This is a genomic window from Nocardioides soli (genome assembly GCF_014191495.1).
Taxonomy (GTDB): Bacteria; Actinomycetota; Actinomycetes; order Propionibacteriales; family Nocardioidaceae; genus Nocardioides; species Nocardioides soli.
Genome location: NZ_JACHWR010000002.1, coordinates 1,447,022 through 1,472,424 on the forward strand (window position 1 = coordinate 1,447,022; position 25,403 = coordinate 1,472,424).

Annotated in this window: 20 protein-coding genes; 10 read left to right on the forward strand and 10 right to left on the reverse strand. The window is 71.4% G+C overall.

Going from position 1 to position 25,403, the window contains the following annotated elements:
- Positions 1-88: 88 nt before the first annotated feature.
- From FHU40_RS17195 to efeB, 4 genes are read left to right on the forward strand one after another with little or no spacing between them, the layout of a single operon-like run.
- Positions 89-796: a DsbA family protein gene (locus FHU40_RS17195; protein WP_183593452.1), complete on the forward strand. Its 708-nt coding sequence runs from the start codon at positions 89-91 to the stop codon at positions 794-796.
- Between the two features lie 49 nt (positions 797-845).
- Positions 846-1,700: an iron uptake transporter permease EfeU gene (gene efeU / locus FHU40_RS17200; RefSeq protein WP_183593453.1), complete on the forward strand. Its 855-nt coding sequence runs from the start codon at positions 846-848 to the stop codon at positions 1,698-1,700.
- Positions 1,701-1,734: 34 nt separating this feature from the next.
- Positions 1,735-2,895: an iron uptake system protein EfeO gene (efeO, locus tag FHU40_RS17205; RefSeq protein WP_183593454.1), complete on the forward strand. Its 1,161-nt coding sequence runs from the start codon at positions 1,735-1,737 to the stop codon at positions 2,893-2,895.
- Between the two features lie 8 nt (positions 2,896-2,903).
- Entirely contained in the window at positions 2,904-4,166 is a 1,263-nt protein-coding gene (gene efeB, locus FHU40_RS17210; RefSeq protein WP_343057939.1) for an iron uptake transporter deferrochelatase/peroxidase subunit, read from the forward strand.
- Positions 4,167-4,333: 167 nt separating this feature from the next.
- On the opposite strand, the gene FHU40_RS17215 is transcribed toward efeB, so the two are convergent.
- Both FHU40_RS17215 and FHU40_RS17220 read right to left on the reverse strand, forming a co-directional pair.
- Positions 4,334-4,888, reverse strand: a complete 555-nt coding sequence (locus FHU40_RS17215) for a GNAT family N-acetyltransferase (protein ID WP_183593455.1) — start codon at positions 4,886-4,888, stop codon at positions 4,334-4,336.
- A 167-nt stretch (positions 4,889-5,055) separates the two neighbouring features.
- Positions 5,056-6,639: an ATP-binding cassette domain-containing protein gene (locus FHU40_RS17220; protein ID WP_183593456.1), complete on the reverse strand. Its 1,584-nt coding sequence runs from the start codon at positions 6,637-6,639 to the stop codon at positions 5,056-5,058.
- A gap of 164 nt (positions 6,640-6,803) precedes the next feature.
- Between FHU40_RS17220 and serA the strand changes: the two genes are divergently transcribed.
- From serA to FHU40_RS17235, 3 genes are all read left to right on the forward strand, one after another.
- Positions 6,804-8,429 (forward strand): phosphoglycerate dehydrogenase, encoded by a 1,626-nt coding sequence (gene serA, locus FHU40_RS17225; RefSeq protein ID WP_343057901.1) that lies wholly within the window; start codon positions 6,804-6,806, stop codon positions 8,427-8,429.
- 30 nt (positions 8,430-8,459) lie between these two features.
- On the forward strand, positions 8,460-8,801 hold the full coding sequence (locus FHU40_RS17230) for a DUF2200 domain-containing protein (RefSeq protein ID WP_183593457.1): 342 nt from the start codon (positions 8,460-8,462) through the stop codon (positions 8,799-8,801).
- Between the two features lie 129 nt (positions 8,802-8,930).
- Positions 8,931-9,419, forward strand: a complete 489-nt coding sequence (locus FHU40_RS17235; RefSeq protein ID WP_183593458.1) for a MarR family transcriptional regulator — start codon at positions 8,931-8,933, stop codon at positions 9,417-9,419.
- A gap of 277 nt (positions 9,420-9,696) precedes the next feature.
- Here the strand turns inward: FHU40_RS17235 and FHU40_RS17240 are convergent, their stop codons facing one another.
- Positions 9,697-11,862, reverse strand: a complete 2,166-nt coding sequence (locus tag FHU40_RS17240; RefSeq protein ID WP_183593459.1) for a choice-of-anchor J domain-containing protein — start codon at positions 11,860-11,862, stop codon at positions 9,697-9,699.
- 158 nt (positions 11,863-12,020) lie between these two features.
- Between FHU40_RS17240 and icmA the strand changes: the two genes are divergently transcribed.
- From icmA to FHU40_RS17255, 3 genes are read left to right on the forward strand one after another with little or no spacing between them, the layout of a single operon-like run.
- Positions 12,021-13,709, forward strand: coding sequence for a coenzyme B12-dependent isobutyryl-CoA mutase large subunit (gene icmA, locus FHU40_RS17245; RefSeq protein WP_183593460.1), 1,689 nt, complete (start codon positions 12,021-12,023; stop codon positions 13,707-13,709).
- Between the two features lie 49 nt (positions 13,710-13,758).
- Positions 13,759-14,967, forward strand: coding sequence for an acetyl-CoA hydrolase/transferase C-terminal domain-containing protein (locus tag FHU40_RS17250; protein WP_183593461.1), 1,209 nt, complete (start codon positions 13,759-13,761; stop codon positions 14,965-14,967).
- A gap of 19 nt (positions 14,968-14,986) precedes the next feature.
- Positions 14,987-15,919 carry a tetratricopeptide repeat protein gene (locus FHU40_RS17255; RefSeq protein WP_183593462.1) on the forward strand — a complete coding sequence of 311 codons (933 nt, stop codon included), beginning with the start codon at positions 14,987-14,989 and terminating at the stop codon, positions 15,917-15,919.
- 5 nt (positions 15,920-15,924) lie between these two features.
- On the opposite strand, the gene FHU40_RS17260 is transcribed toward FHU40_RS17255, so the two are convergent.
- The 7 genes from FHU40_RS17260 to FHU40_RS17290 all read right to left on the reverse strand — a co-directional run bounded on the left by FHU40_RS17260 (position 15,925) and on the right by FHU40_RS17290 (position 25,388).
- On the reverse strand, positions 15,925-16,326 hold the full coding sequence (locus FHU40_RS17260) for a YccF domain-containing protein (protein ID WP_183593463.1): 402 nt from the start codon (positions 16,324-16,326) through the stop codon (positions 15,925-15,927).
- A gap of 22 nt (positions 16,327-16,348) precedes the next feature.
- Entirely contained in the window at positions 16,349-16,858 is a 510-nt protein-coding gene (locus tag FHU40_RS17265; protein ID WP_221199878.1) for a hypothetical protein, read from the reverse strand.
- Positions 16,859-16,959: 101 nt separating this feature from the next.
- A complete protein-coding gene (locus FHU40_RS28390; RefSeq protein ID WP_183593464.1) occupies positions 16,960-17,721 on the reverse strand; it encodes an NUDIX hydrolase in 762 nt (253 codons plus the stop codon).
- 62 nt (positions 17,722-17,783) lie between these two features.
- Complete coding sequence (gene glgB, locus FHU40_RS17275; protein ID WP_183593465.1) at positions 17,784-20,000, reverse strand: 1,4-alpha-glucan branching protein GlgB; 2,217 nt, start codon at positions 19,998-20,000, stop codon at positions 17,784-17,786.
- Positions 19,997-21,433, reverse strand: a complete 1,437-nt coding sequence (locus FHU40_RS17280) for a maltokinase N-terminal cap-like domain-containing protein (RefSeq protein WP_183593466.1) — start codon at positions 21,431-21,433, stop codon at positions 19,997-19,999. Before FHU40_RS17280 ends, glgB begins: the two co-directional genes overlap by 4 nt.
- The gene (treS, locus tag FHU40_RS17285) at positions 21,430-23,202 is read right to left on the reverse strand and encodes a maltose alpha-D-glucosyltransferase (protein WP_343057902.1); all 1,773 of its coding nucleotides are present in this window, start codon (positions 23,200-23,202) and stop codon (positions 21,430-21,432) included. The genes FHU40_RS17280 and treS overlap by 4 nt, the downstream gene beginning before the upstream one ends.
- On the reverse strand, positions 23,199-25,388 hold the full coding sequence (locus tag FHU40_RS17290) for a maltotransferase domain-containing protein (RefSeq protein WP_183593467.1): 2,190 nt from the start codon (positions 25,386-25,388) through the stop codon (positions 23,199-23,201). The genes treS and FHU40_RS17290 overlap by 4 nt, the downstream gene beginning before the upstream one ends.
- Positions 25,389-25,403 lie beyond the last annotated feature (15 nt).

Genomic DNA, 25,403 nt, shown 5'->3' on the forward strand with positions numbered 1-25,403 from the left:
AAGGCGCGCTGGCGCCTGAGCCTCGAAACCACCGGTCACGGAACGTCTGGATTCGGAACATTCGGTCCGCCGGTCGCGTTGGCCCGACGTGAAGATCGAGATCTGGAGTGACGTCGTCTGCCCGTGGTGCTACGTCGGGAAGCGTCGTCTGGAGACCGCCCTGGCCGGCTTCGAGCACGCGGACGACGTCGAGGTCGTCTACCGCTCCTTCGAGCTCGACCCCTCGGCCCCCGAGCACGGCCACGAGCTCTCGACCGGCGTGATCGCGCGCAAGTACGGCCGCAGCGAGGCGGAGATGCGCCAGATGCAGCAGCAGCTCATCGACCTCGCCGCCGAGGAGGGCCTGGCGTTCCGGCTCTTCGAGACCGTGCACACCAACACCGTCGACGCGCACCGGCTGCTCCACCTCGCGCTCGCGACCGGTGGTCCGGCGCGCCAGCGCGAGCTGAAGGAGGCGCTGCTCTCGGCGTACTTCGAGCAGGCCCGCAACGTCGGCGACCACGACGTCCTCACCGAGATCGCGGTGGCGGCCGGGCTCGACGAGGCCCGCGTGCGCGGCGTACTGACGAGCCAGGCGTACGCCGACGACGTCGCCGCCGACATCGCCCAGGCCCGGGCGTACGGCGCCAGCGGCGTCCCGTTCTTCGTCGTCGACCAGAAGTACGGCGTCTCCGGCGCCCAGTCGGCCGAGGTCTTCGCCCAAGTGCTGCAGCAGGCCTGGGCCGACGCCCACCCCGTGCTCCAGGCCGTCGGCGGCGATGCGGAGGCCTGCGGCCCCGACGGCTGTGCGATCTGACTCACAGTTGGTTAGGCAAACCTAACTGACGAGCGTACGATCAGGGTTCGTGCTCGCCAACTACCTGATCGGCCTGCGTGAGGGGCTCGAGGCCTCGCTGGTGGTCAGCATCCTGGTCGCCTACCTGGTCAAGACCGACCGGCGCGACCTGCTGCCCCGGATCTGGGTGGGGGTGGCGCTCGCCGTGGCCATCGCCCTCGGGTTCGGCTTCGCGCTGTTCTTCGGTCCGCGCGGGCTGACCTTCGAGGCGCAGGAGGCGATCGGCGGCACCCTGTCGATCGTCGCGGTCGGCCTGGTCACCTGGATGATCTTCTGGATGGCCCGCGCCGCCCGCTCGCTGAGCGGCGAGCTGCGCGGCCAGATCGACGCGGCCGCCGAGGGCTCGTGGTTCGCCCTGGTCCTGGTGGCGATCCTCGCCGTCGGCCGGGAGGGCCTGGAGACCGCGCTCTTCCTGTGGTCCGCGACCGAGGCCGTCTCCCGCGACACCAACGCCACCTGGCAGCCGCTGCTCGGCGCCGCGCTCGGCATCGCCACCGCGGTGCTGCTCGGCTACCTGCTCTACCGCGGCGCGATCTCGATCAACCTCAGCAAGTTCTTCACCTGGACCGGCGCGTTCCTGATCCTGGTCGCCGGCGGCGTCCTCTCCTACGGCGTCCACGACCTCCAGGAGGCCGGCATCCTGCCCGGGCTGCACACCCTGGCCTGGGACGTCTCCGACACGATCGACCCGACGACCTGGTACGCCACCCTGCTCAAGGGGATCTTCAACTTCTCCCCGCAGACGACCGTGCTCGAGGCCGCGGTCTGGGTTCTGTACGTCGTACCCGTCATGACGCTCTTCCTCGTCTCGGCGCGCCGGCGCAGCCGCGCGACCTCCGCTCCCACGCCCACTCCCGTCAGCTGACCCCTCGTCTGACCGTCCCAGAAGGACCGACCACATGCGCAAGCCCCTCGCGATCGCCCTGGTGGCGGCCGTCCCGCTCGTCGCCGCCTGCACCGAGAACACCCGCGGCGACGACTCCGGCTCCGGCGACGCCCGCACCGTCTCGGTCACCTCGACCGACGACGCGTGCGACCTCTCGGCCGTCGACGCGCCCTCGGGCACCCTGCGGTTCAAGGTCACCAACGACGGCTCGCAGGTCACGGAGTTCTACCTGCTCGGCGAGGACGGCCTGCGGATCGTCGGCGAGGTCGAGAACATCGGCCCCCAGCTCTCGCGGGAGCTCGTCGTCAACGCGCCGGCCGGCTCGTACGTCACCGCCTGCAAGCCGGGCATGAAGGGCGACGGCATCCGCGCCGACTTCACCGTGAGCAAGTCCGACGAGGAGCCCGCCGTCTCCGCCGACGACCAGCAGCTGGTCGGCCAGGCGCTGAAGAACTACCAGGCCTACGTCCAGGACCAGTCCGACCAGCTGGTGGCCAAGACCCAGCAGTTCGTCGAGCTCTACGAGTCGGGCCGCGACGACGAGGCACGCGCGCTCTACCCGGAGGCCCGGGTGCACTGGGAGCGGATCGAGACCGTCGCCGAGTCCTTCGGTGACCTCGACCCGATGATGGACGCCCGCGAGGCCGATCTCGAAGAGGGCCAGGAGTGGACCGGCTGGCACCGGATCGAGAAGGACCTCTGGCCGCCGGCGACCGGCTACACCCCGCTCACCGACCAGGAGCGGGCGACGTACGCCGAGGATCTGATGAAGAACACCGAGACCCTCGACAAGCGCGTCCAGCGGCTCACCTACACCGTCGACCAGATCGCCAACGGCTCCCGGGGCCTGCTCGAGGAGGTCGCGACCGGCAAGGTCACCGGCGAGGAGGAGATCTGGTCGCACACGGACCTCTGGGACTTCCAGGCCAACGTCGACGGCGCCCGCGTCGCCTACGAGGGCGTGCAGCCGATCGTCGAGCAGAAGGACCCCGAGCTCGCGACGACGCTGACCGCGCGCTTCGCGGCGCTGCAGAAGCTGCTCGACGCGCAGCGCACCGACACCGGCTTCGTGTACTACGACGACCTGAGCCAGGACCAGGTCCAGCAGCTCTCGAACGCCGTCAACGCGCTGTCCGAACCGCTCGCCAACCTGACCGCGGCGGTGCTGTCCTGAGCGAGCACATCTCCCGACGGGGCCTGGTCGGCGGCGGCGTGGCCGCGGCCGGGCTGGCCGCCGGTGCCTTCGCCGTCGGCCGGGCGACCGCCGCCGAGGGATCCGAGAGCCCGGACCCGACGGGCAGCGACGACGCCTTCGCGTTCCGTGGGAAGCACCAGGCCGGCATCACGACCCCGGCGCAGGACCGGCTGCACTTCGCGGCGTTCGACCTGACCGCGGGCTCCCGGGCGCAGCTGATCGCGCTGCTCAAGGCGTGGACCGAGGCCGCGGACCGGATGACCCGCGGGCTCCCGGCCGGCGAGGTAGGTCCGACCGAGGGCGCGGTGAACCTGCCGCCCGACGACACCGGCGAGGCGATCGGGCTGCCGGCCAGCGGCCTCACGATCACGTTCGGCCTCGGCCCGACCCTGTTCCGCGACGCGCGCGGCCGCGACCGGTTCGGCATCGCCGACCGGCAGCCGGAGGCCCTGCGCACCCTCCCGCACTTCCCGGCCGACATGCTCGACCCGCGGCGCTCGTACGGCGACCTCTGCGTGCAGGCCTGCGCCGACGACCCGCAGGTCGCCGTCCACGCGATCCGCAACCTGGCGCGCATCGGGTTCGGCACCGTCGCGGTCCGCTGGTCGCAGCTCGGCTTCGGCCGCACGTCGACGACGTCCACCTCGCAGTCCACCCCGCGCAACCTCTTCGGCTTCAAGGACGGCACCGCCAACGTGAAGGCGGAGGAGACCGCCGCGGTCGAGGAGCATGTCTGGGTCGGCGCGGACGACGACCCACGGGCCGGCTGGCTCGCCGGCGGCTCCTACCTCGTCACCCGCCGGATGAACATGACCATCGAGGTCTGGGACCGCCAGCCGCTCGGCGAGCAGGAGGAGTTCGTCGGGCGCACCAAGGACTCCGGTGCGCCGCTCTCGGGCGGCACCGAGTTCAGCGAGCCCGACTTCACGATGCCGGGCAGCGCCGGCCCGGTGATCCCGAAGGACGCCCATGTCCGGGTGGTGCACCCCGACTTCCACGGCGGAGCGCGGATGCTGCGCCGCGGCTACAACTTCGTCGACGGCTCCGACGCTCTCGGCGGCCTGGACGCCGGGCTGTTCTTCATCGCCTTCGTGCGCGACCCGGACACCCACTTCATCCCGATCCAGAACGCGATGGCCAAGTCCGACGCGCTGATGGAGTACCTCAAGGTGACCGGCTCGGCGCTCTTCGCCGTGCCGCCCGGCGCCCGAGCGGGCGAGTACGTCGGTCAGGCGCTCTTCGAGACCTGAGCCCCCACCGCTCACGGTGGTTTCGAGGCTCGCTTCGCTCGCACCTCAACCACCGCAGCGCACGGTGGTTGAGGTGCGAGGAGCGCTAGCGACGAGCGGTTCACGGTGGTTGAGGTGCGAGGAGCGCTAGCGACGAGCGGTTCACGGTGGTTGAGGTGCGAGGAGCGCTAGCGACGAGCCTCGAAACCGCCGCACGCCGCGCGCCACTGCTCCGCGGTGATCGAGAAGTACGCCGAGGGGTCGGCGTACCACTTCTCGATCACGCCGTGGTCGGTCATACCGAGCCGCCGCATCACCGCCTGCGACGCGTCGTTGGTCGGGTGACTGACCGCGATGATCTCGGGCAGCCCGGCATCGAAGCCGTGGGCGAGCACCGCCGCGGCCGCCTCGGTCGCGTACCCGTGCCCCCACGAGTCCGGGTGCAGGTGCCAGCCGATCTCGACCTCGCCGTGCTCGGCGTTGGGCAGCGTCAGCAGCAGCACGGTGCCGGCCACCACCCCGTCGCTCCGGCGCTCGACCGCCCACATCCCCAGCGGCGGCTGGTCGCGCTCGGTGTTGTAGCGATCGATCCGCGCGTGCGCCTCGTCGAGGTCCTTCATCAGCACCGGCTCCCCGTCGCCGAGCCACTTCATGACCTCCATCCGGCTCAGGATGTCGAGCAGCCGCTCGGCCTCCTCGTGCCGCCAGGGACGGATGACCAGGCGCTCGGTCTCGAGGTGCATGGGGACAGCCTGTCAGCCCCCGGGCCGGACCGGCAGGCGATTTTCGGCCCGTTGTCGGATTGGTGGCTCCCGCACCGAGACGTGGTCGTGCGCGCCGATCGCACCTGACCCAGGTGTCGTGGAACCGCAAAATCCGCGACCCTGAGGTCAGGTACGACGCACCAGGGTCAGCCCGCCGAGGCCTCGTCCGACGGCTCGGGAGCTCCGAGGTCGACGATCCGCTCCACGCCGATGTCGTCGAGGAACGCCGAGTCGTGGCTCGCCACGACCAGTGCGCCCCGGTACGACTCCAGCGCCGACACGAGGGCGTCGTACGACGCGAAGTCGAGGTTGTTGGTCGGCTCGTCGAGCAGCAGCAGCTGCGGGGCCGGGTCGGCGAGCAGCAGCGCGGCCAGCGTCGCCCGGAACCGCTCGCCCCCGGACAGGTCGCCGACCCGCCGGTCGGCGGCACCGCCCCGGAAGAGGAAGCGGGCCAGTCGCGACCGGACCAGGTTGGCGTCCGCGCCGGGGGCGCGCCGGGCGACGTTGCCGAACACGGTGTCGTCGTCGTCCAGCACGTCCAGGCGCTGGGGGAGCAGGGAGACCGGCACCCGGGCCCGGTCGATGAGCCGGTGCAGCAGTGTCGTCTTGCCCGAGCCGTTGGGGCCGACCAGGCCGACCCGGTCCGGGCCGCTGATCGGCAGGCTCCGCTCGTCGTCGGGAGCGGCCTCCAGCACCACGCGCCCGCGCGGCACCTCGGTGCCGGGCAGGTCGACCCGGATCTCGCGGTCCTCCCGCAGTCGCGACTCGGCCTCGTCGAGGCGCTCGCGGGCCCGGTCCAGGCGGTCGTCGTGGACCCGGCGGTACTTCGCCGCCGACTCCTCGGCGGCGCGCTTCTTGGCACCGACGACGATGCGCGGCAGGCCCTTGGTCTCGGCCGCCTTCTTGCCCTGCCGGCGACGCTGCGCGAGCACCCGCTCGGCCTCGATCCGGTCGTTGCGCTGGCGACGCAGGTCCGACCGGGCCGCGGTCACGGCCTGCTCGGCGGCCTCCTGCTCCGCGGTGACCTGGCTGGCGTACGACGAGTAGCCGCCGCCGTACCACCGCACGGACCCGCCACGCAGGTCGCCGATCCGGTCCATCCGCTCGAGCAGGTCCCGGTCGTGGCTGACCACGAGCATCGAGCGGCTCCAGCCGTCGACGACGTCGTACAGGCGCTGCCGGGCCTCCGCGTCGAGGTTGTTGGTGGGCTCGTCGAGCAGCAGTACGTCGGGTCGGCGCAGCAGCAGCCGGGCCAGGCCCAGCTGGGTCGCCTCGCCGCCGGAGATCTCGCCCATCCGGCGGTCGAGCACGTCGGGCGGGAGCCCGAGCCGGCCGAGCTCGGCGACCGCTCGCTCCTCGACGTCCCAGTCGTCGCCGATCGTGTCCAGGTGGGACTGGAGGCGGGCGGGATCGTCGGCGCCGGACTCGACCGCGCGGATCGCCCGGCGTACGGCCGCGATGCCGAGGAACTCCTCGACGGGCTGGGTCACGTCGAGCGTCAGGTCCTGCGGCAGGTAGGCGACCTCGCCCGCGACGTTCAGGACGCCGGTGGTCGGCGTCAGCAACCCCGCGACGAGGCGCAGCAGGGTGGACTTGCCGGCGCCGTTGACGCCGACGAGGCCGGAGCGGCCGGGGGAGACCAGCAGGTCGAGGTCCTGGAGGACCGGGGTGCCGTCGGGCCAGGCGAAGCCGAGGCCGGACGCGGCGATGACAGAGGTGGGTGCGGGCATGGCAGAGCTCCAGAAATGAGGTGGTGGTCGAGGGACACCTCAGAGCTCCAAGAGAACCTGCCTGCGGGAGGGAGTGGGACGCGACGAGGGTAGATGGCCTCGCCAGATGGACGCCACTCAATTGAGCCGACCGGTCCGGTAGGGTCGCGAACGAGCACAGCGTCGTGCCCACTGAACCACTCGTTGCCGAGGACCGCATCGCTGTGAACCTGCCCGTCGTACTGATCGCCGAGGAGCTGAGCCCGGCCACCGTCGAGGCGCTGGGCCCGGACTTCGAGATCCGTCGCTGCGACGGCGCGGACCGCGCCGAGCTGCTCGCCGCCATCGTGGACGCCGACGCCCTGCTGGTCCGGTCCGCGACGAGGGTGGACGCCGAGGTCCTGGCCGCCGCGCGGCGGCTCAAGGTCGTCGCCCGGGCCGGCGTGGGCCTCGACAACGTCGACGTCCGGGCCGCGACGCAGGCCGGCGTCATGGTCGTCAACGCGCCGACCTCCAACATCGTCTCGGCCGCCGAGCTGGCCGTGGCGCTGATGCTCGCCGCGGCGCGCCACGTGTCACCGGCACATGCGGCGCTCCGGGCGGGGGAGTGGAAGCGCTCGCGCTACACCGGCACCGAGCTGTACGAGAAGACCGTCGGCGTCGTCGGCCTCGGCCGGATCGGCGTGCTGGTCGCCCACAGACTGGCGGCGTTCGGCATGCGGGTGATCGCCCACGACCCCTACGTGCAGGCCGGCCGCGCCGCCCAGATGGGGGTGCGGCTCGTCGACCTCGACACGCTCCTCGTCGAGGCGGACTTCATGTCGGTCCATCTCCCGAAGACCCCCGAGACCGTCGGCCTGATCGGCACCGAGCAGCTCGCGAAGGTGAAGCCGTCGCTGGTGCTCGTCAACGCGGCGCGCGGCGGGATCGTCGACGAGGCCGCCCTGTACGCCGCACTCAAGGAGGGCCGGATCGCGGCCGCCGGCCTCGACGTCTTCGCGGTCGAGCCGTGCACCGACAGCCCGCTCCTGGAGCTCGAGAACGTCGTGGCCACCCCGCACCTGGGCGCCTCCACGGCGGAGGCCCAGGAGAAGGCGGGGCTCGCCGTCGCCCGGTCGGTCCGGCTCGCGCTGTCCGGCGAGCTGGTGCCCGACGCCGTCAACGTCCAGGGCGGGGTGATCGCCGAGGAGGTGCGCCCCGGCATCCCGCTGACCGAGAAGCTCGGCCGGGTGTTCACCGGACTGGCCGGCGAGGTGGCCCAGCAGGTCGACGTCGAGGTGCGTGGTGAGATCACCGAGTACGACGTGAAGGTGCTCGAGCTCGCCGCGCTCAAGGGCATCTTCACCGACGTCGTCGAGGAGCAGGTCTCCTACGTGAACGCGCCGCTGCTCGCCGCCGAGCGTGGCCTGGCGGTCCGGCTCGTGATCGACCCCGAGAGCCCCGACCACCGCAACCTGATCACGATCCGCGGCACGCTCGCCGACGGGTCGTCCGTCTCGGTCAGCGGCACGCTGGTCGGCATCGGCCAGCGCGAGCGGCTGGTCGAGGTCAACGGCTTCGACCTCGACATCGAGCCGACCCAGCACCTGGCGTTCCTCACCTACGCGGACCGGCCGGGCATGGTGGGCACGGTCGGCGGCATCCTCGGCGAGGCCGGCGTCAACATCGCCGGCATGCAGGTGTCCCGGCAGACCCCGGGCGGCCAGGCGCTGGTCGCCCTGTCCGTCGACACCGAGATCCCGGCGGAGACCCTCGACGACATCGAGCACGCGATGTCGGCGGTCTCGGCGCGCGCGGTGAACCTGGTCTGACCGCGCGGGCGAGCAACTACGCTCGCAGGCATGAGCCGGATCTTCACCACCAGCTTCGCGTCGGTCTATCCCTTGTACGTGACGAAGGCGGAGAAGAAGGGCCGCACGAAGGCCGAGGTCGACCAGGTGATCGAGTGGCTCACCGGATTCGACGAGGCCGCGCTGGGGGAGCATCTGGCCGCGGGGACGACGTTCGAGGACTTCTTCGCCCAGGCCCACCTCAACCCGCACGCGTCCGCGATCACCGGCGTCGTCTGCGGCATCCGCGTCGAGGACGTCGAGGACCCGCTGATGCAGCAGATCCGCTACCTCGACAAGCTCGTCGACGAGCTCGCCAAGGGCAGGTCGATGGAGAAGATCCTGCGCGCCTGAGCCTCGAGGCTGAGCCCCTCTCGGCGGCCCGCGACGGACGGACCGCTCCTGTGATCGAGACCTCGCGATCCGGCGGGTTCCGCGGCGCTCCCGGCCTGCCCGGAGGCGGGTTCAACTAACCTCACCCTCGTGGCCCTGCCCTTCGACCCGATCGACGAAGCCGCCCGCCAGTGGGGCAAGCGCTGGGACGGCGTGCCCGCCATGCACGCGGTCACCTCGCTGATGCGCGTGCAGCAGCTGCTGATCGGGCGCCTCGATGCCATCCTCAAGCCGCACGGACTGACCTTCGCGCGCTACGAGGCGCTGGTGCTGCTGACCTTCTCCTCCCGGGGCTCGCTGCCGCTGGGCAAGATGGGGGAGCGGCTGCAGGTGCACCCCACCTCGGTCACCTCGATCGTCCGGCGCCTGGAGGCGGCCGGCCTCGTCGTACGCCGCGCACACCCCGACGACGGTCGCGCGGTGCTGGCCGAGATCACGCCCGAGGGCCGCGCGCTCGTGGAGGTGGCGACCCGCGATCTCATCGACGCCGGCTTCGCGCTCGGCGCGCTGTCGGACCCGGAGCTCGAGCAGGTCTCGGCACTGCTGACGCCGGTCCGCAAGGCGGCCGGGGACTTCTGAGACGACTCGGGCCGACCGAGGAACGAGGTCGGGGCCGTGGGTCGGCCAGGTTTGAGACGACTCGGGCCGACCGAGGAACGAGGTCGGGGCCGTGGGTCGGCCAGGTTGAGCAAGCCCCGCGGCCGAGCCTGCGAGGCCGCGACGGGCGCGTCGAAACCAGGGGATGTACCCGACGCGGGGCACCCAGGCGCCCAGACGCCCAGGCTGCCCGGACGCCCGGAGCCGCCCGCCGCGGCGCAGGTCCGCGGCGGACGGCTCCGTGGTCAGACCCGCCGGCTCAGGCGCCGCCCGGCTGGGTCACGCCGTTGACCTTCAGGGTGTACGGCGCGAACTGCTGGACGAGCTCGGTCGGGTCGTCGGTCGCCACGATCGCGACGACCTTCTCGAACGGTGCCGCCGCCACCAGCTCGAGCCGGTTCAGGTCGACGTGCCGCTTGCCGTCGAACTCCACCTGGAGCACCGTCGGCCGGCCCCGGTCGCGGATGCCGACCAGCTTGAGGTTCCAGTTCTGGACCTCCTGCGGGTGGATCTGCGTCGGGGACCGGAACGGCGCGAGACTCGAGCCGTCGCTGACGGTCGTGCCGCCGACCGCGATGTCGTCGAGGAGCAGGCCGCCCTCGTTGACACCGCCGTCGCTGACGTAGCGGAAGCTGATCAGCACCGTCTGGCCGGCGTACGCCGACAGGTCGAAGGTGTGCGGCTCGAAGCCGTTCGTGGTCCCGTTGAGGGCCGGGCCGAAGGGCCCGTCGACCGTCTTGTCTCCGGCGATCGACGTGTAGGTCTTGCCACCGTCGGTCGAGACCTGCACGTAGCCGTAGTCGTAGCCGAGCTCCGCGCCGTACTTGGCGAGGAACCGCAGCGTCGGGTCGGCCGCGGGCACGGTGACCTCGGCCACGGCCGCGGCGTCGAGGTTGTTGGCGTTGCCCGACCAGAGCACGGAGTCGCCCGGGCGGTCGGGGTCGTTGGTCACCGTGGTCCACAGCAGCGGCTGCGTCGGCAGCGTCGCGGCCCCGTCGAAGACCAGCGACCGGAGCTTGGCGCCCTTGAGCGTCTCGCCGTTCGCCCCGCGCAGCACGACGTAGTCGGCGCCGTTGGGTGCGGCGCCCGGGGTGTCGTAGGACTCGGGGTTGTCGAGGTTGACCGTCGAGCGCAGGCTCGGCGTCGTGACCACGCGCTTGTCGGCGCCGAGCACGACGGAGTGCTTGGCGTCGCCGACGATCCTGTCCAGCAGCACCATCGACTGGTACTGGTGCACGACCCGGTAGGGATCGTCGATGCCCTCGGCCTGGAGCTCGTGGGCGAGGCTGGCCATGCCCTGGTAGGTGCCGTCGCGGTGCAGCGCCGACATGAACTCCGTGCCGAAGCGGTCGTAGAGATAGAGCATCATCGAGTAGGCGTTGCCGTAGTCGGCCAGCACGGCCGCCGGGTTGGGGTCCTCGCCCCACAGGGTCAGGGAGTTCTGGGCGCCGCCGCAGTCACGCGGGTTGGGGTTGTACGGCGTCTGCACGGTGCCGAAGCCCTGGAAGCAGTAGAGGTGGCTGTCGGCGCCCGGCTGGTCGACGGTCTTGGTCGCGTCGACGTACCCGACGAGCGTCTGGGCGAAGTCGGAGAGACCCTCGTTGATCCAGTTGCCCTCGAACGGGTCGGTGTAGTGGTGCAGCAGGTGCTGCCACTCGTGGGCGAAGGTGCCCTCGTAGAGGTTGGGCCGCGCGGGCCGGCTGGTGCACGGATCCGTCGTCGGCTCGTCCGGCGGGTTCTCGCCGGTGCGGTGCGCCCAGTCGTAGGCGTCGATGGTCATCACGTTGCGGTCGACCAGGTCGTTGAACTGCGACGAGAAGAACCCCGCGATGTAGGTCGAGGCCGCCGGGAAGTCGTAGTAGTTGTCGTCACGCACGTTGTCGACGAGCGCGACGGTGTTGTCGCCGTCGCCGGTGTAGTCGCCGGCGATCTGGGCGTTCGTGCCGTCGAGGTCCGGCGGGGTGCTGAAGGTCGCGGTCTCTTTCGGGTACATGTTGCCGTCGAACTCGCTGATCAGGCGGTCCACCTGGGCCTGGGTGACCTCGGTGCTGGCCGTGCCGCGGCAGTCGCCGGCGGGGAAGGAGGTGTCGTCGGCGACCCAGACCTCGATCTTGTCGCCGACGCCCTTCAGCGTGTACGGCTTGAGGTACAGCCGCCCGTTGAAGTCGTCGAGCGCCAGCCACGACCGCGTGGTGCCCACCGGTGGCGTGGCCGCCGCGGCGAGCGTGTTGGCACGCGCCTGGGCGCGCCGCATGGCGAGCCCCTTGGTCGAGTACTTCGCGTCGGGCGAGATCTCGCGTACGTCGCTGGGTGCGGCCCGGTCCGCCGTGGTCGATGGCGCTGCGGATGATGCGCCCGACGGGATCAGGAGACCGGCCGCGCAGGTGGCGAGGGCGACCCCGAATGGCAGGAGCTTTCTCTTCATGTGTCCTCCCGAGGATGGCGCCGGCCGAGTGCGACCCGCTCGTGGCGGGCGGCGCCGGAGTCCGTCCTACCGGAGCGGAGTCAGGGGTGGCAATACCCGATCTTCTGGACGTCGTCCGTCGGCTTGGTGGAATTAGTAGGACGTCCTAGTATTTCGACATGAGCGAGAACGCACGAGCCCGCTGGCAGCGGCGCTACGAGAGTGCCCGGGTCCGCGACGCGGACTTCACGACGCTGAGCGGCGTCGAGCTGGCCCCGGCGTACGGCACCGACGACTCCGAGTGGCCCGGCGAGTTCCCGTTCACCCGCGGCCTCTACCCGACCGGCTATCGCGGACGGACGTGGACGATCCGCCAGTTCGCCGGCTTCGGCAACGCCCAGCAGACCAACGAGCGCTACCGGATGATCCTCGGCCGCGGCGGGGGTGGCCTCTCGGTGGCCTTCGACATGCCCACGCTGATGGGCCGCGACTCCGACGACCCGAAGGCGCTCGGCGAGGTCGGGCACTGCGGCGTCGCGATCGACTCCGTCGCCGACATGGAGGTGCTCTTCGATGGCATCGACCTCGGCGACGTCACGACGTCGATGACGATCAGCGGCCCCGCCGTGCCGGTCTTCTGCATGATGCTGGTCGCCGCCGAGCGCGCCGGCGTCGACACCAGCACGCTCAACGGCACGCTCCAGACCGACATCTTCAAGGAGTACATCGCCCAGAAGGAGTGGCTCTTCGCGCCCGAGCCGCACCTGAAGCTGATCGGCGACCTGATGGAGTACTGCGCCGCGAACATCCCGGCGTACAAGCCGCTCTCGGTCTCCGGCTACCACATCCGCGAGGCCGGCTCGACGGCCGCGCAGGAGCTCGCGTTCACCCTCGCCGACGGGTTCGGGTACGTCGAGCTGGGGCTGTCCCGGGGCCTCGACGTCGACGTCTTCGCGCCCGGGCTGTCGTTCTTCTTCGACGCGCACGTGGACTTCTTCGAGGAGATCGCGAAGTTCCGCGCCGCCCGCCGGATCTGGGCCCGCTGGATGCGCGACGTCTACGGCGCGACGTCGGAGAAGGCGCAGTGGCTGCGGTTCCACACCCAGACCGCGGGCGTCTCGCTCACCGCGCAGCAGCCCTACAACAACGTCGTGCGCACCGGCATCGAGGCGCTCTCGGCGGTGCTCGGCGGCACCAACTCACTGCACACCAACGCCCTCGACGAGACGCTCGCGCTGCCCAGCGAGCAGGCCGCGGAGATCGCGCTGCGCACCCAGCAGGTGATCATGGAGGAGACCGGCGTCGTCAACGTCGCCGACCCGCTCGGCGGCTCCTGGTACGTCGAGGCGCTCACCGACCGGATCGAGGCCGAGGCGACCGCGATCTTCGACAAGATCCTCGCGATGGGCGGCTCCACGCTGACCTCCGACCAGCCCGCGCGGATCGCCGAGGCCGTCCGGGGCGGCGAGTGGCTCGTCACCCGCGGCCTGCTGCGCGGCATCGAGGAGGGCTGGTTCATGTCGGAGATCGCCGAGGCGGCCTTCCAGTACCAGGTGGCGCTCGAGAAGCGCGACAAGAGGATCGTCGGCGTCAACTGCCACGAGGAGTCGGTGACCCACGAGCTGGAGATCCTGCGGGTCTCCCACGAGGTCGAGCTCGAGCAGGTGCGCACGCTCGCCGCCCGTCGTACCGCTCGCGACGACGCCGCCGTCCGGGCGGCCCTGACCCGGATGGTCGACGCCGCCCGCGCCGATGAGAACCTCATCGAGCCGATGCTCGACGCCTGCCGCGCCGAGGCCACCCTGGGGGAGATCTGCGACGCGCTGCGCGCGGAGTGGGGGGAGTACCGCGAGCCGGCCCGCTTCTAAGAGACCAACGACCCGTGCCTGACCGGCGGCTCTCTGGTGGAATCGGGTCGTGGACCTCGCCGACGCCCTGACCCGCCTGCCCGACAACCCCCGCATCGTCGTCACCGGTAACCACGCCATCCCGTGGCACACGGTCGGCCTGGTCGACGCGGCGCTGGACTCCTACCGGCTCTGGACGCTCAACGGCCAGCCCGGACTGCCGGACCGCGACGGCGTCACCCTGGAGACGTCGTTCGTCGGGCCGGGCCAGCGGCGCAGCCCGCGGCTGAGCTACGTGCCGTCGCGGCTGTCGATGGTGCCGACGCTCTTCGGCCGCCAGCTCCCGCCGGACGCCGTGGTGCTGCACACGACCCGGCCGCGCGGCGGCAAGGTCTCGCTGGGGGTGGAGGTCAACGTGCTGCCCGCCGCGCTGGAGGCCGCCAAGCGCCGCGGCGGCATCGTGATCGCGCAGGTCAACGACCGGATGCCCTGGACGTACGGCGACGCGCTCGTCGACCTGGACCTGGTCGACGTCCTCGTGGACGCCGACGCACCGCTGCCGACCGCCCCGGTCACCGTGATCGACGACGCGTCGGCCCGCATCGGCGAGCTGGTCGCCGAGCGGGTCACCGACGGGTCGACGCTGCAGGCGGGCATCGGCGCCGTCCCCGACGCGACGCTGACCGGGCTGCGCGACCGCAGCGGGCTGCGGGTGTGGACCGAGATGTTCTCCGACAGCATCTTCGCGCTCGAGAAGGTCGGCGCGCTGGACCGGAACGTGCCGATCACGGCGTCGTTCCTCTTCGGGTCGCCGGAGCTGCTGGAGTGGGTCGACGGCAACGAGCGGATCGCGATGGCCCGCACCGAGGTCACCAACAGCCCGGCCCGGATCGCCCTGAACCCGTCGATGGTCAGCGTGAACACGGCGCTGCAGGTAGACCTCTTCGCCCAGGCGAACGCCTCGCGGATCGGGGCCCGGATCCACTCCGGTTTCGGCGGCCAGACCGACTTCTTCGTCGGCGCGATGCACAGTGCCGGCGGCCAGGCGTTCATCGCGCTGCGCTCGTGGCACCCCAAGGCCGACTGCTCGACGATCGTGCCGCTGGTCGACGAGCCGGTGACGTCGTTCCAGATGACCGCGGTCGTGACGGAGCAGGGAGTCGCCGAGATCGTCGGCCACGACCAGCGCGAGCAGGCCCGTCAGCTGATCGAGCACGCCGCGCACCCGAGCGTGCGCGAGGAGCTGCATGAGGAGGCGGTGGAACTCGGTCTGGCGTGATCTCCCTAGGATTGGGTCCATGAGCCAGCAGCCGTTCTCCCGTCCCGGTGCCGTCGACCTGTCCGGCCTGAAGGCCGCGGCTCCCGGCGGCGCCCCCGGTGGTGCCGCCGACGGGGCGTCGACCGGCTCGTCGTACGCCGTCCAGCTCACCGAGCAGAACTTCCAGTCGACGCTCGAGGCATCGATGACCGCGCCGGTCTTCCTGGTCTTCTACTCGCCGACCCGGATGCCCGAGAGCGCCGACCTGGCGCGCGACCTCGAGACGCTGTCGGGGGAGTTCGAGGGCCGCTTCCTGGTCGGGCTCGTCGACATCGACGCGGCCCCGCAGATCGCGCAGGCGATGCAGATCCCGTCGATCCCGTTGGTGGTCGCCGTGCTCGACGGCCGGCCGGCCCCGCTGCTCCAGGACGTGCTCCCGCTCGACCAGCTCCGGGCGCAGATCACCCAGGTGATGCAGCAGCTCACCGCCAACGGCATCGCCGGCCGGCACCAGCCGCGCATGGTCGCCGGCGAGGCGGACGCCGACGGCGAGCCGGCCGTCGACCCGCGGTACGCCGCCGCGCAGGACGCGCTGGGCGAGGGGGACGTCGACCGCGCGGTCGCGGAGTACCAGAAGCTCGTCGACGCCAACCCCGCCGACGCCGAGGCCGCGGCCGGCCTGGCGATGGCGAAGGTGCTCCAGCGCACCCAGGGCGTCGACCTGAACACCGCCCGCGCCGCCGCGGCCGAGAGCCCCGACGACGTCGACGCGCAGACCCTGGTGGCCGACCTCGACATGCTCGGCGGGCACGTCGACGACGCGTTCAACCGGCTCGTCGACCTGGTGCGGCGTACCTCCGGCGACGACCGCGACCGAGCGCGCGAGCACCTGCTCGGCCTGTTCGGTGCGGTCGGTAACGACGACCCGCGGGTGCTGCGCGGCCGGCAGAACCTGGCCTCGGCGCTCTTCTGAGGCCGTCAGGCCGTCGACGGCCGGGTCGTGACCTCGTCGATGCGCACGATCTGGCGGCCCAGCGGCAGCAGGGAGACCGGGATCATCTTGAAGTTCGCCACGCCCAGCGGGATGCCGATGATCGTGATGCAGAGCAGGACGCCGGTCACGATGTGCCCGAGCGCGAGCCAGATGCCGGCGACCACCACCCAGATCACGTTGCCGATCGCGGACCAGAATCCCGCGGTCGGCTGCCGGATGACCGTGCGGCCGAAGGGCCACAGGGCGTAGGCCGCGATCCGGAACGACGCGATCCCGAACGGGATCGTGATGATCAGGATGCAGCAGATGACCCCGGCGACGACGTACCCGAGCGCCATCCAGATGCCGCAGAGCAGGAGCCAGATGACGTTCAGCAGGAAGCGCATGCGGTCAATCTAGGGGTACGGGTCAGGCCGCGGGACCCTTCGCCCTTACGTCGGCGACACCGCTCATCGCCTCGCGCAGCTCCGTGAGCCAGTCGTCCTCGTGCTGCCCGACCAGGCGGACGCACCAGGCGAGCGCCTCGGACCGCGACTTGGCCACACCCGCGTCGACCAGCGTGTCGAGCACCACGCGCTGCGGCTGTCGGAGCCGTGTCATCACCGGGGCGGAGACGTGGGTCCAGAGCTCGCGTCGCTCCCCGATCGCCAGTCCCCACGAGACCTTGCGCTCGAACCGGTGCTGCGCCTCCTGGGCGATCTCCATCCGCTGCTCGCGGGTGTCCTCGCGGAACGCCGACGCGCGACCCGCCCGCGCCTCGGCGACGGCCGCGTCGGACCCTTCGGTCTCGACGTCGGCGATGGTCAGCACGACTGTGATCTCCTCGCGGTCGACGGTGACGTCGGCGGGCTGCCACTCGGCCGGGAGTCGGCCGGCGAACCAGCCCGTCACGCGCTCCCTCAGTTCATCTGTAATCATGTAATCAACGTTACGCCCGTAGTCAAGGCCGAGTGGGCGCCAGATTTCAGGCACACCCGAAATCTGGCGCCGGCTCGGCGAGAATCTGGCGCCAACTCGGCTCAGCGGCCGGACTCGGTGTACGCCGGGCCGCCGCCGGCGGCCAGGTTGGCCAGGGCGGCCTCGATGCGGCGGGCGGTGAAGTCGGCGCAGCGCTCGTGCACCTGGTCGACCGTGCAGAACTCCGCGGTCCGGATCTCCCGGGCCTCGCGGACGATGGTGTCGGTGAGGGCGGCGTCGTGGCGGCCGCCGTCGAAGACCAGGCACAGCGCGTCGTCCCAGCCGCTCCACGCCGGGAGCCAGTCGGTGAGCACCAGCGGGCCGGCCGGGATCTCGAGACCGAGCTCCTCCTCAATCTCCCGCGCGACCGCCTCGCGGGGCGCCTCGTTGACCTCGACCACGCCGCCGGGCAGGTCCCAGTCGGTCTTGTAGGTCAGGCTGCACAGCAGCACCCGGCCGTCGTGGTCGCGGATCAGCATCTGGCCGATCGCGCGCTTGCGGGGCAGGAAGGAGTTGAGCAGCGCCCGGAATCCCTCCGGCTCGTGCAGCGGGGTGTCGGTCGCGAGCCGGGCGTAGACGATCCGGTCGACCGGCGCCCCGCCGACGGTGACGCCGCGCATCACGCCCTCGCGGCGCAGGCCCGACCAGGTCGCCGCCCGCTGCGCGCCCTCGTCGTCGGGGTCGATCAGCGCCTCGACGCGGGCGTGGTCGGCGAGCGCGGCGACCACGTTGTGCCGGATGACGTCGATCGGCTCGTCGTCGCTCCACGCGATCCGGGCGATCCCCTCCGCGACCGTCGTCACGGTGGTCGTCGGGTCGGTCACGCCGCAACCCTAGCGAGCCGGCGCACGCCGGGCGGCCGCACCAGTCACAGCGGGCACGGCGGTCAGCCGAAACCCGCACCGCCCTCCCGCCGCCGCAACCACACCGTCGCCAGCGGCGGCACCACGATCGTGGCGTGGGCCGGCTGCCCCGACCACTCGCCCTCGACGGCGGCGACCGAGCCGAGGTTGCCCACGCCCGAGCCGGTGTAGGACTCGGCGTCGGTGTTGACGATCTCGTCCCAGTCGCCGGCCGCCGGCAGCCCGAGCCGGTAGTCGTCGTGGGGCACGGCGGCGAAGTTGGACACGCACACCACCTCGGGCGAGCCCTCGGCGCCGCGGCGTACGAACGAGAAGACGTTGCGACCGGCATCGTTGGCGTCGATCCATTGGAAGCCGGCCGGGTTGCCGTCGAGCTGCCACACCGCCGGCGAGCCGACGTACGCCGCGTTGAGGTCGCGCACGAGCGTCGAGACGCCCCGGTGCTCCGGGTGGTCGAGGAGCCACCAGTCGAGCTCGCGCGACTCGGCCCACTCCGACTCCTGCCCGAGCTCGCTGCCCATGAACAGCAGCTGCTTGCCGGGGTGCGCCCACATGAAGCCCAGGTAGGCGCGCAGGTTCGCGAGCTGCTGCCACCGGTCGCCGGGCATCTTGCGCAGCAGCGAGCCCTTGCCGTGCACGACCTCGTCGTGGCTGAGCGGCAGCACGTAGTTCTCGGAGAACGCGTAGACGAGCGAGAACGTCATCTCGCCGTGGTGGTAGGCCCGGTGCACCGGCTCGTGGGCCAGGTAGTCGAGCGAGTCGTGCATCCAGCCCATGTTCCACTTGAAGCCGAAGCCGAGCCCGTCGGCCGACGTGGGCCGGGTGACGCCGGGCCACGACGTCGACTCCTCGGCGATCGTGGTGATGCCGGGCACCCGCTTGTAGACGGTGGCGTTCATCTCCTGGAGGAACTGCACCGCCTCGAGGTTCTCGTGGCCGCCGTGCACGTTCGGCGTCCACTCGCCCTCCTGGCGGGCGTAGTCGAGGTAGAGCATCGACGCGACGCCGTCGACGCGCAGCCCGTCGGCGTGGAACTCCTCGAGCCAGTACAGCGCGTTGGCGTAGAGGAAGTTGCGCACCTCGCGCCGGCCGAAGTTGAAGATGTGGGAGCCCCACTCCTTGTGCCAGCCGCGCTGCGGGTTGGGGTCCTCGTAGAGCGGGGTGCCGTCGAAGCGCGCGAGCGCCCACTCGTCGGTCGCGAAGTGGCCGGGCACCCAGTCGAGGATGACGCCGACGCCGGCCTGGTGCAGCCGGTCGACGAGCAGCCGGAAGCCGTCGGGGTCGCCGAACCGCGAGTCCGGCGCGAAGTACGACGTCACGTGGTAGCCCCAGGAGCCACCGAACGGATGCTGCATCACCGGCATCAGCTCGACGTGGGTGAAGCCCAGCCCCGCGACGTACGCCGGGAGCTCGTCGGCGAGCTCGGCCCAGGACCAGTAGCGACCGTCGTGATGCTTCTTCCAGGAGCCCAGGTGCATCTCGTAGATGCTCATCGGCTCGCGGACGGGGGAGCGGTCCGGGCGGTCCGCGAGCCACGCGTCGTCGCCCCACTCGTAGGACGACTCGAACACCTTCGACGCGGTGTCGGCGGGCCGCTCGGCCCAGAACGCCATCGGGTCGGCCTTCTCGCGCCACTGTCCGTCGGGGCCGAGGATCACGAACTTGTAGGCCGTGCCGGTGCCGACGTTCGGCACGAACAGCTCCCACACGCCGGACGTCCCGAGCTGGCGCATCGGGTGCTCGCGGCCGTCCCAGCTGTTGAAGTCGGCCTTGACCCGGACGGCGCGCGCGGACGGCGCCCACACCGCGAACGACGTGCCGACGACCGGCTCGAGCGCGCCCGGGTAGTGGTGCACCCGGGCGCCGAGGACCTCCCACAGCTGCTCGTGGCGGCCCTCGTTGATCAGGTGCAGGTCGACCTCGCCCAGCGTGGGCAGGAAGCGGTAGGGGTCGTCGAGCACGACCTCGTCGGCGTCGTAGGACACCGCGACCCGGTAGTCCGGCACGTCGGGCACGGGGAGCACGCCGACCCAGATGCCCTCGTGCTCGTGGCGCAGCTCGACCTCGCCGCCGTCCCAGCGCACCTCGACCCGGGACGCGAGCGGCTTGAGCACCCGGACGGTCACGCCTCCGTCGTGGGGGTGCGGCCCGAGCACGCCGTGCGGATCGCCGTGCTCGCCGTGGGCGACCTGGTGCAGCTCGGCGGTGCCGACCTCGAGTGCGGTGGGTGTCGTCTTCACGGTGCTCCGATCCTCGCGACGGCCTCGAGCGGGATCGCCACCCAGGCCGGCCGGTTGCGGGTCTCGTAGACGGTCTCGTAGACGGCCTTGTCGGCGACGTAGGCCTCCAGCAGTGCCCGCTGGTCGTCGCTCAACTCGCCGCCGGCGTACGCCGTGAGGAAGTGGTTGCGGTTGCGGTGCGCCCACTCCTCGGCGCGGTAGGCGCGCTGCTCGGCGTTGTCGGGGTGGTCGTCGGCGAACTGCCGCTCGACGACGTGCGGCGCGTAGTCGAAGGAGCGCAGCATCCCGGCGACGTCCCGCCATGGCGAGTCGGGCCGGAGCCGCTCGGCCAGCGGTTTGGCCGGCTCGCCCTCGAAGTCGACGATCTTCCAGCCCAGGCTGGTGCGCAGCGTCTGGCCGAGGTGGAGGTCGCCGTGGACCTGTTGGACCGCCACGTCGCGCAGCCCGCGGAGCCGGTCGTACGCCGCGCGCAGGGCGTCGGCGTGGGCGGCGAGCTCGGGGACCACCGGCAGCGCCTGGTCGAGCCGCGTGTCCATGTCGTCGGCCAGTCCGGCGACGGCCGCGGCGTCGAGCCGGTCGACGGGGAAGTGCTCGGCCAGCACGTCGTGCACCTCGCGCAGCGCGACACCGAGCCGCTCGGCCTCGGCGGCGAAGTCGCCACCGGCCTCGTAGGCATGCAGGTCGGCCTCGGCGTAGAGGTTGCGGACGCTCGCCAGCGCCAGATCCCAGCCGTCGCTGGCGGTGCGCAGGAACTGCTGGAGCATCGCGAGCTGGAGGGTGGTGCCCTGGCCCTCGTCGGCGCCCTCGTCGACCCAGTCCAGCCAGCCGTAGAGGCTCGCGATGTGCTCGGAGCCCGCCCGGGTGAGCACGTCGTGCACGCTGATGTCGGGGTTGACGCCCGGCGTGATCTTGCGGAAGACCTTCATCAGCGCGTCCTCGCCGAACGCCACCGACGAGTTCGACTGCTCGCCGGAGAAGAGGGTCGAGTGCGTCTCGAGGTCGAGCTCGTGCTCGCCGATCCGGTGGAAGCGCAGCCCGCTCTCGTCGTTGAGGTTGCCGCCCGGCTCGCGGGCCGCGCGGTCGAAGGCCCGGAGCCAGAGCGCCATCGCCTCGCGATCGTGCAGCGCGTCGTAGGCATGCACCCAGCCGTACGCCGGCTCCTCCCACCAGCCGACGAACGCGTGGTCGAGCCGCGGCTCCGGGTCGGTGTAGAGCGACAGCGGCACCTGGTAGACCTCGGTGCCGCCCTGGTCGTCGTCGTACCCGACCTCGACGAGGTCGACGACCACGCGCGGATCGTCCGCGGTCCGCGGCAGCTCGCCGATGCGGCGTACGCCGGCGATCGAGAACGGCCGGCCCTTGCCGCCGAACCAGCGGGTGCGCTCCAGGTACCTCGCGAACACGTCGGGCCCCGGGCTGGGCGTCTCGGTCACAGCAGTACCCCCTCGTCGCCGGCCGGGGGAGCGGTGTCGGGGGCGGTCAGCCGGAACCAGTAGAAGCCGTAGCCGGCGAGGGTCAGCAAGTAGGGCAGCTCGCCGATCTCGGGGAACGGCACCCCGCCGAGCAGCTCGACCGGGCGGCGGCCCTGGTAGCGGCGCAGGTCGAGCTCGACCGGCTGCGGGAAGCGGGAGAGGTTGTTGACGCAGAGGATCAGGTCGCCGGTCGCCTGCCCCTGCTCCGCGCCGTGGCCGGAGGCGGGGTCGGCGTCCGGCGCCGCGAGCTCGCGCACGTAGGAGAGCACCGACGGGTTCGAGCCGCCGAGGTCGTGGAAGGCGCCCAGCCCGAAGGCCGGGTGGTTGCGGCGTGCGTGGATCATCCGCCGCGTCCAGTGCAGGAGCGACGAGGAGTTCTCGAGCTGAGCCTCGACATTGACCGACTGGTACCCGAAGACCGGGTCCTGGATCACCGGCCGGTCGAGCTTGCCGGGCGTGGCGGCCGAGAAGCCGGCGTTGCGGTCGGCGGTCCACTGCATCGGGGTGCGTACGCCGTCGCGGTCGCCGAGCCAGATGTTGTCGCCCATGCCGATCTCGTCGCCGTAGTAGAGCACCGGCGAGCCGGGCAGCGACAGCAGCAGCGCGTTGAAGAGCTCCATCTGGTTGGTGTCGTTGTCGAGCAGCGGGGCGAGCCGCCGTCGGATGCCGATGTTGGCCTTCATGCGGGGGTCCTTGGCGTACTCGCCCCACATGTAGTCGCGGTCCTCGTCGGTGACCATCTCGAGGGTCAGCTCGTCGTGGTTGCGCAGGAAGATGCCCCACTGGCACTTCGCCGGGATCGGCGGCGTCTGCTCGAGGATCTCCGAGATCGGGAACCGCGACTCGCGGCGCACGGCCATGAAGATGCGCGGCATCACCGGGAAGTGGAAGGCCATGTGGCACTCGTCGCCGCCGGCGTCGAAGTCGCCGAAGTACTCCACGACGTCCTGCGGCCACTGGTTGGCCTCGCAGAGCAGGACCCGGCCCGGGTACTCGTCGTCGACGACCTTGCGCACCTTCTTGAGGAACTCGTGGGTCTCCGGGAGGTTCTCGCCGTTGGTCCCCGGCCGCTCGTAGAGGTAGGGGACCGCGTCGAGGCGGAAGCCGTCCATGCCCATGTCGAGCCAGAACCGGATCGCGTCGAGGATCGCGTCGTGCACGGCCGGGTTGTCGAAGTTGAGGTCGGGCTGGTGGGAGAAGAACCGGTGCCAGAAGTACTGCTGGCGCACGGGGTCCCAGGTCCAGTTCGACGGCTCGGTGTCGACGAAGATGATCCGGGCGTCCTGGTACAGCTCGTCGCTGTCGGACCACACGTAGAAGTCGCCGTACGGGCCCTCGGGGTCGGAGCGGGAGGCCTGGAACCATGCGTGCTGGTCACTGGTGTGGTTCATGACGAAGTCGATGATCACCCGGAGGCCGCGCTTGTGCGCCTCGTCGAGGAAGTAGTGGAAGTCCTCGATCGTGCCGATCTCCGGGTGCACGCCGGTGTAGTCGGCGACGTCGTACCCGTCGTCGCGCAGCGGGCTCGGGAAGAACGGCGGGATCCACAGGCAGTCGACGCCGAGCCACTGGAGGTAGTCGAGCTTCTCGACCAGCCCGCGGAAGTCGCCGGTGCCGTCGGCGTTGGAGTCGCGGAAGGCCCGCACCAGGACCTCGTAGAACACCGCGGTCTTGAACCACTCGGGCGTGTTCTGGCCGAGCACCTCGCTGTGCGCCACGTCGTGGGTCACCGGGTGCTCCTCAACGTGAGCACGTGGGCCGGCTCCTGGTAGGGGTCGAGCCGCACGTAGTTGTGCTGGCTCCACGTCCAGTCGGCACCGCTGATCTCGTCGTGGACGACGAACGAGTCGGTGTCGCCCAGGCCGAGTGCCGCCATGTCGAGGTGCACCGTCGTCTCGCGCGCGGCGTGCGGGTCGACGTTGACGACCACGATCACCACGTCGTCCCCGGTGGTCGAGGAAGGCGCGCTGGCGCTGCCGCCGGTGGTTGTGGAAGGCGCGCTGGCGCTGCCGCCGGTGGTTGTGGAAGGCGCGCTGGCGCTGCCGCCGGTGGTTGTGGAAGGCGCGCTAGCGCTACCGCCGGTGGTTGAGGAAAGCGCGCTGGCGCTGCCGCCGGTGGTTGAGGAAGGCGCGCTAGCGCCTGTCTCGAAACCCCCGGCCCGCTTCGAGAACACCAGGATGTTCTCGTCGTCGCTCCAGTGGATCGAGAGGTTGCGCAGCAGCCGGAGGGCGGGGTGCGCGCGCCGGATCTCGTTCAGCCGGGTGAGGTACGGCGCGAGCGAGCGCCCCTCGCGCTCGGCGGCGTCCCAGTCGCGGATCCGGATCTGGTACTTCTCCGAGTCCAGGTACTCCTCGCTGCCGGGCCGCACGGCCACGTGCTCGAACAGCTCGAAGCCGGCGTACACGCCCCAGCTCGGCGACGCCGTCGCGGCGATCGTGGCCCGGATCTTGAACGCCGCCGGGCCGCCGTACTGCAGGTAGGCGTGCAGGATGTCGGGGGTGTTGACGAACAGGTTCGGCCGCATCAGGTGGTCGGAGCGGTGCGAGAGCTCCTGCAGGTAGTCCTCGAGCTCCCACTTGGTGTTGCGCCAGGTGAAGTAGGTGTAGCTCTGGTGGAAGCCGATCGCCCCGAGCGCGTGCATCATCGCCGGCCGGGTGAACGCCTCGGAGAGGAAGACGACGTCGGGGTCGGTGCGCCGGATCTCCTTGAGCAGCCACTCCCAGAAGGCCACCGGCTTGGTGTGCGGGTTGTCGACGCGGAAGATCCGGACGCCGTGCGACATCCAGAGCCGCACGATCCGCAGCACCTCCTGACAGATGCCGGACGGGTCGTTGTCGAAGTTGATCGGGTAGATGTCCTGGTACTTCTTGGGCGGGTTCTCGGCGTAGGCGATGGTGCCGTCGGCGCGGGTCGTGAACCACTCGGGATGGCTGGTCACCCACGGGTGGTCGGGTGCCGCCTGCAGCGCGAGGTCGAGCGCGACCTCGAGGCCGAGCGAGTTCGCCCGGCCGACGAAGGCGTCGAAGTCGTCGAACGTGCCGAGATCGGGATGGATCGCGTCGTGTCCGCCGTACCTGGAGCCGATCGCCCACGGGGAGCCGGTGTCGTCGGGGCCGGGGTCGAGGGTGTTGTTGGGACCCTTGCGGTTGACCTCGCCGATCGGGTGGACGGGCGGCAGGTAGACGACGTCGAAGCCCATCGCCGCGACGGCGTCGAGCCGCTTCGCGGCGGTCCGGAGGCTCCCGCTGGTGACCTTGCCGGTCTTCGGGTCCTTGGTGGCGCCCTCGGAGCGGGGGAAGAACTCGTACCAGCTGCTGCACAGGGCCTTCGAGCGGTCGGCGTACGCCGGGTAGGGGCCCTCGACGGTGAGCAGCTCGCGCAGCGGGTGGGCGGTGAGCACGGCCTCGAGCTCGGGCGCCTGGAGCACGGCGAGCCGGGCGGCGGCGGGGCGGGCGACGTCGGCGGCGGCCTCGATGCCGGCGCCCAGTACGGCGGTCGCGTCGGGGGTGTGCGGGTCGCGCGGGTCGAGGGTCGCGCGGACCCGCTCGAGCAGCAGCCGGCCCTCGGTGAACATCAGCTCGACGTCGACGCCGGCCGGCACCTTCAGGCCGGTGTCGTGCTGCCAGGTCGCGACCGGATCCGACCAGGCCGCGATCTCGAAGGTCCACGCACCCGGGGAGTCCGGGGTCACCCAGGCGACGTGCCGGTCGGGCACGTCGGCGTCCGGCACCATCCGCACCGGCGGCCGGCGTCGTCCGGCCGGGTCCGTCAGCACGACCTCGGCACCCAGTTGGTCGTGCCCCTCGCGGAACACGCTGGCGGTGACGGGGAACGGCTCGCCCACCGTCGCCTTCGCGGGCTGTCGGCCCAGGTCGACCAGGGGCGTGACGTCCATGACGGGGATACGACCGACCATGAACTCCAACCTAGC

Bases quoted from the DNA above. Each gene is read 5' to 3' on its own strand.
- efeO (WP_183593454.1), top strand. From the start codon at position 1,735: ATGCGCAAGCCCCTCGCGATCGCCCTGGTGGCGGCCGTCCCGCTCGTC.
- FHU40_RS17215 (WP_183593455.1), bottom strand. From the start codon at position 4,888: ATGCACCTCGAGACCGAGCGCCTGGTCATCCGTCCCTGGCGGCACGAG.
- FHU40_RS17220 (WP_183593456.1), bottom strand. From the start codon at position 6,639: ATGCCCGCACCCACCTCTGTCATCGCCGCGTCCGGCCTCGGCTTCGCC.
- FHU40_RS17230 (WP_183593457.1), top strand. From the start codon at position 8,460: ATGAGCCGGATCTTCACCACCAGCTTCGCGTCGGTCTATCCCTTGTAC.
- FHU40_RS17240 (WP_183593459.1), bottom strand. From the start codon at position 11,862: ATGAAGAGAAAGCTCCTGCCATTCGGGGTCGCCCTCGCCACCTGCGCG.
- icmA (WP_183593460.1), top strand. From the start codon at position 12,021: ATGAGCGAGAACGCACGAGCCCGCTGGCAGCGGCGCTACGAGAGTGCC.
- FHU40_RS17255 (WP_183593462.1), top strand. From the start codon at position 14,987: ATGAGCCAGCAGCCGTTCTCCCGTCCCGGTGCCGTCGACCTGTCCGGC.
- FHU40_RS17260 (WP_183593463.1), bottom strand. From the start codon at position 16,326: ATGCGCTTCCTGCTGAACGTCATCTGGCTCCTGCTCTGCGGCATCTGG.
- FHU40_RS17265 (WP_221199878.1), bottom strand. From the start codon at position 16,858: ATGATTACAGATGAACTGAGGGAGCGCGTGACGGGCTGGTTCGCCGGC.
- FHU40_RS17290 (WP_183593467.1), bottom strand. From the start codon at position 25,388: ATGGTCGGTCGTATCCCCGTCATGGACGTCACGCCCCTGGTCGACCTG.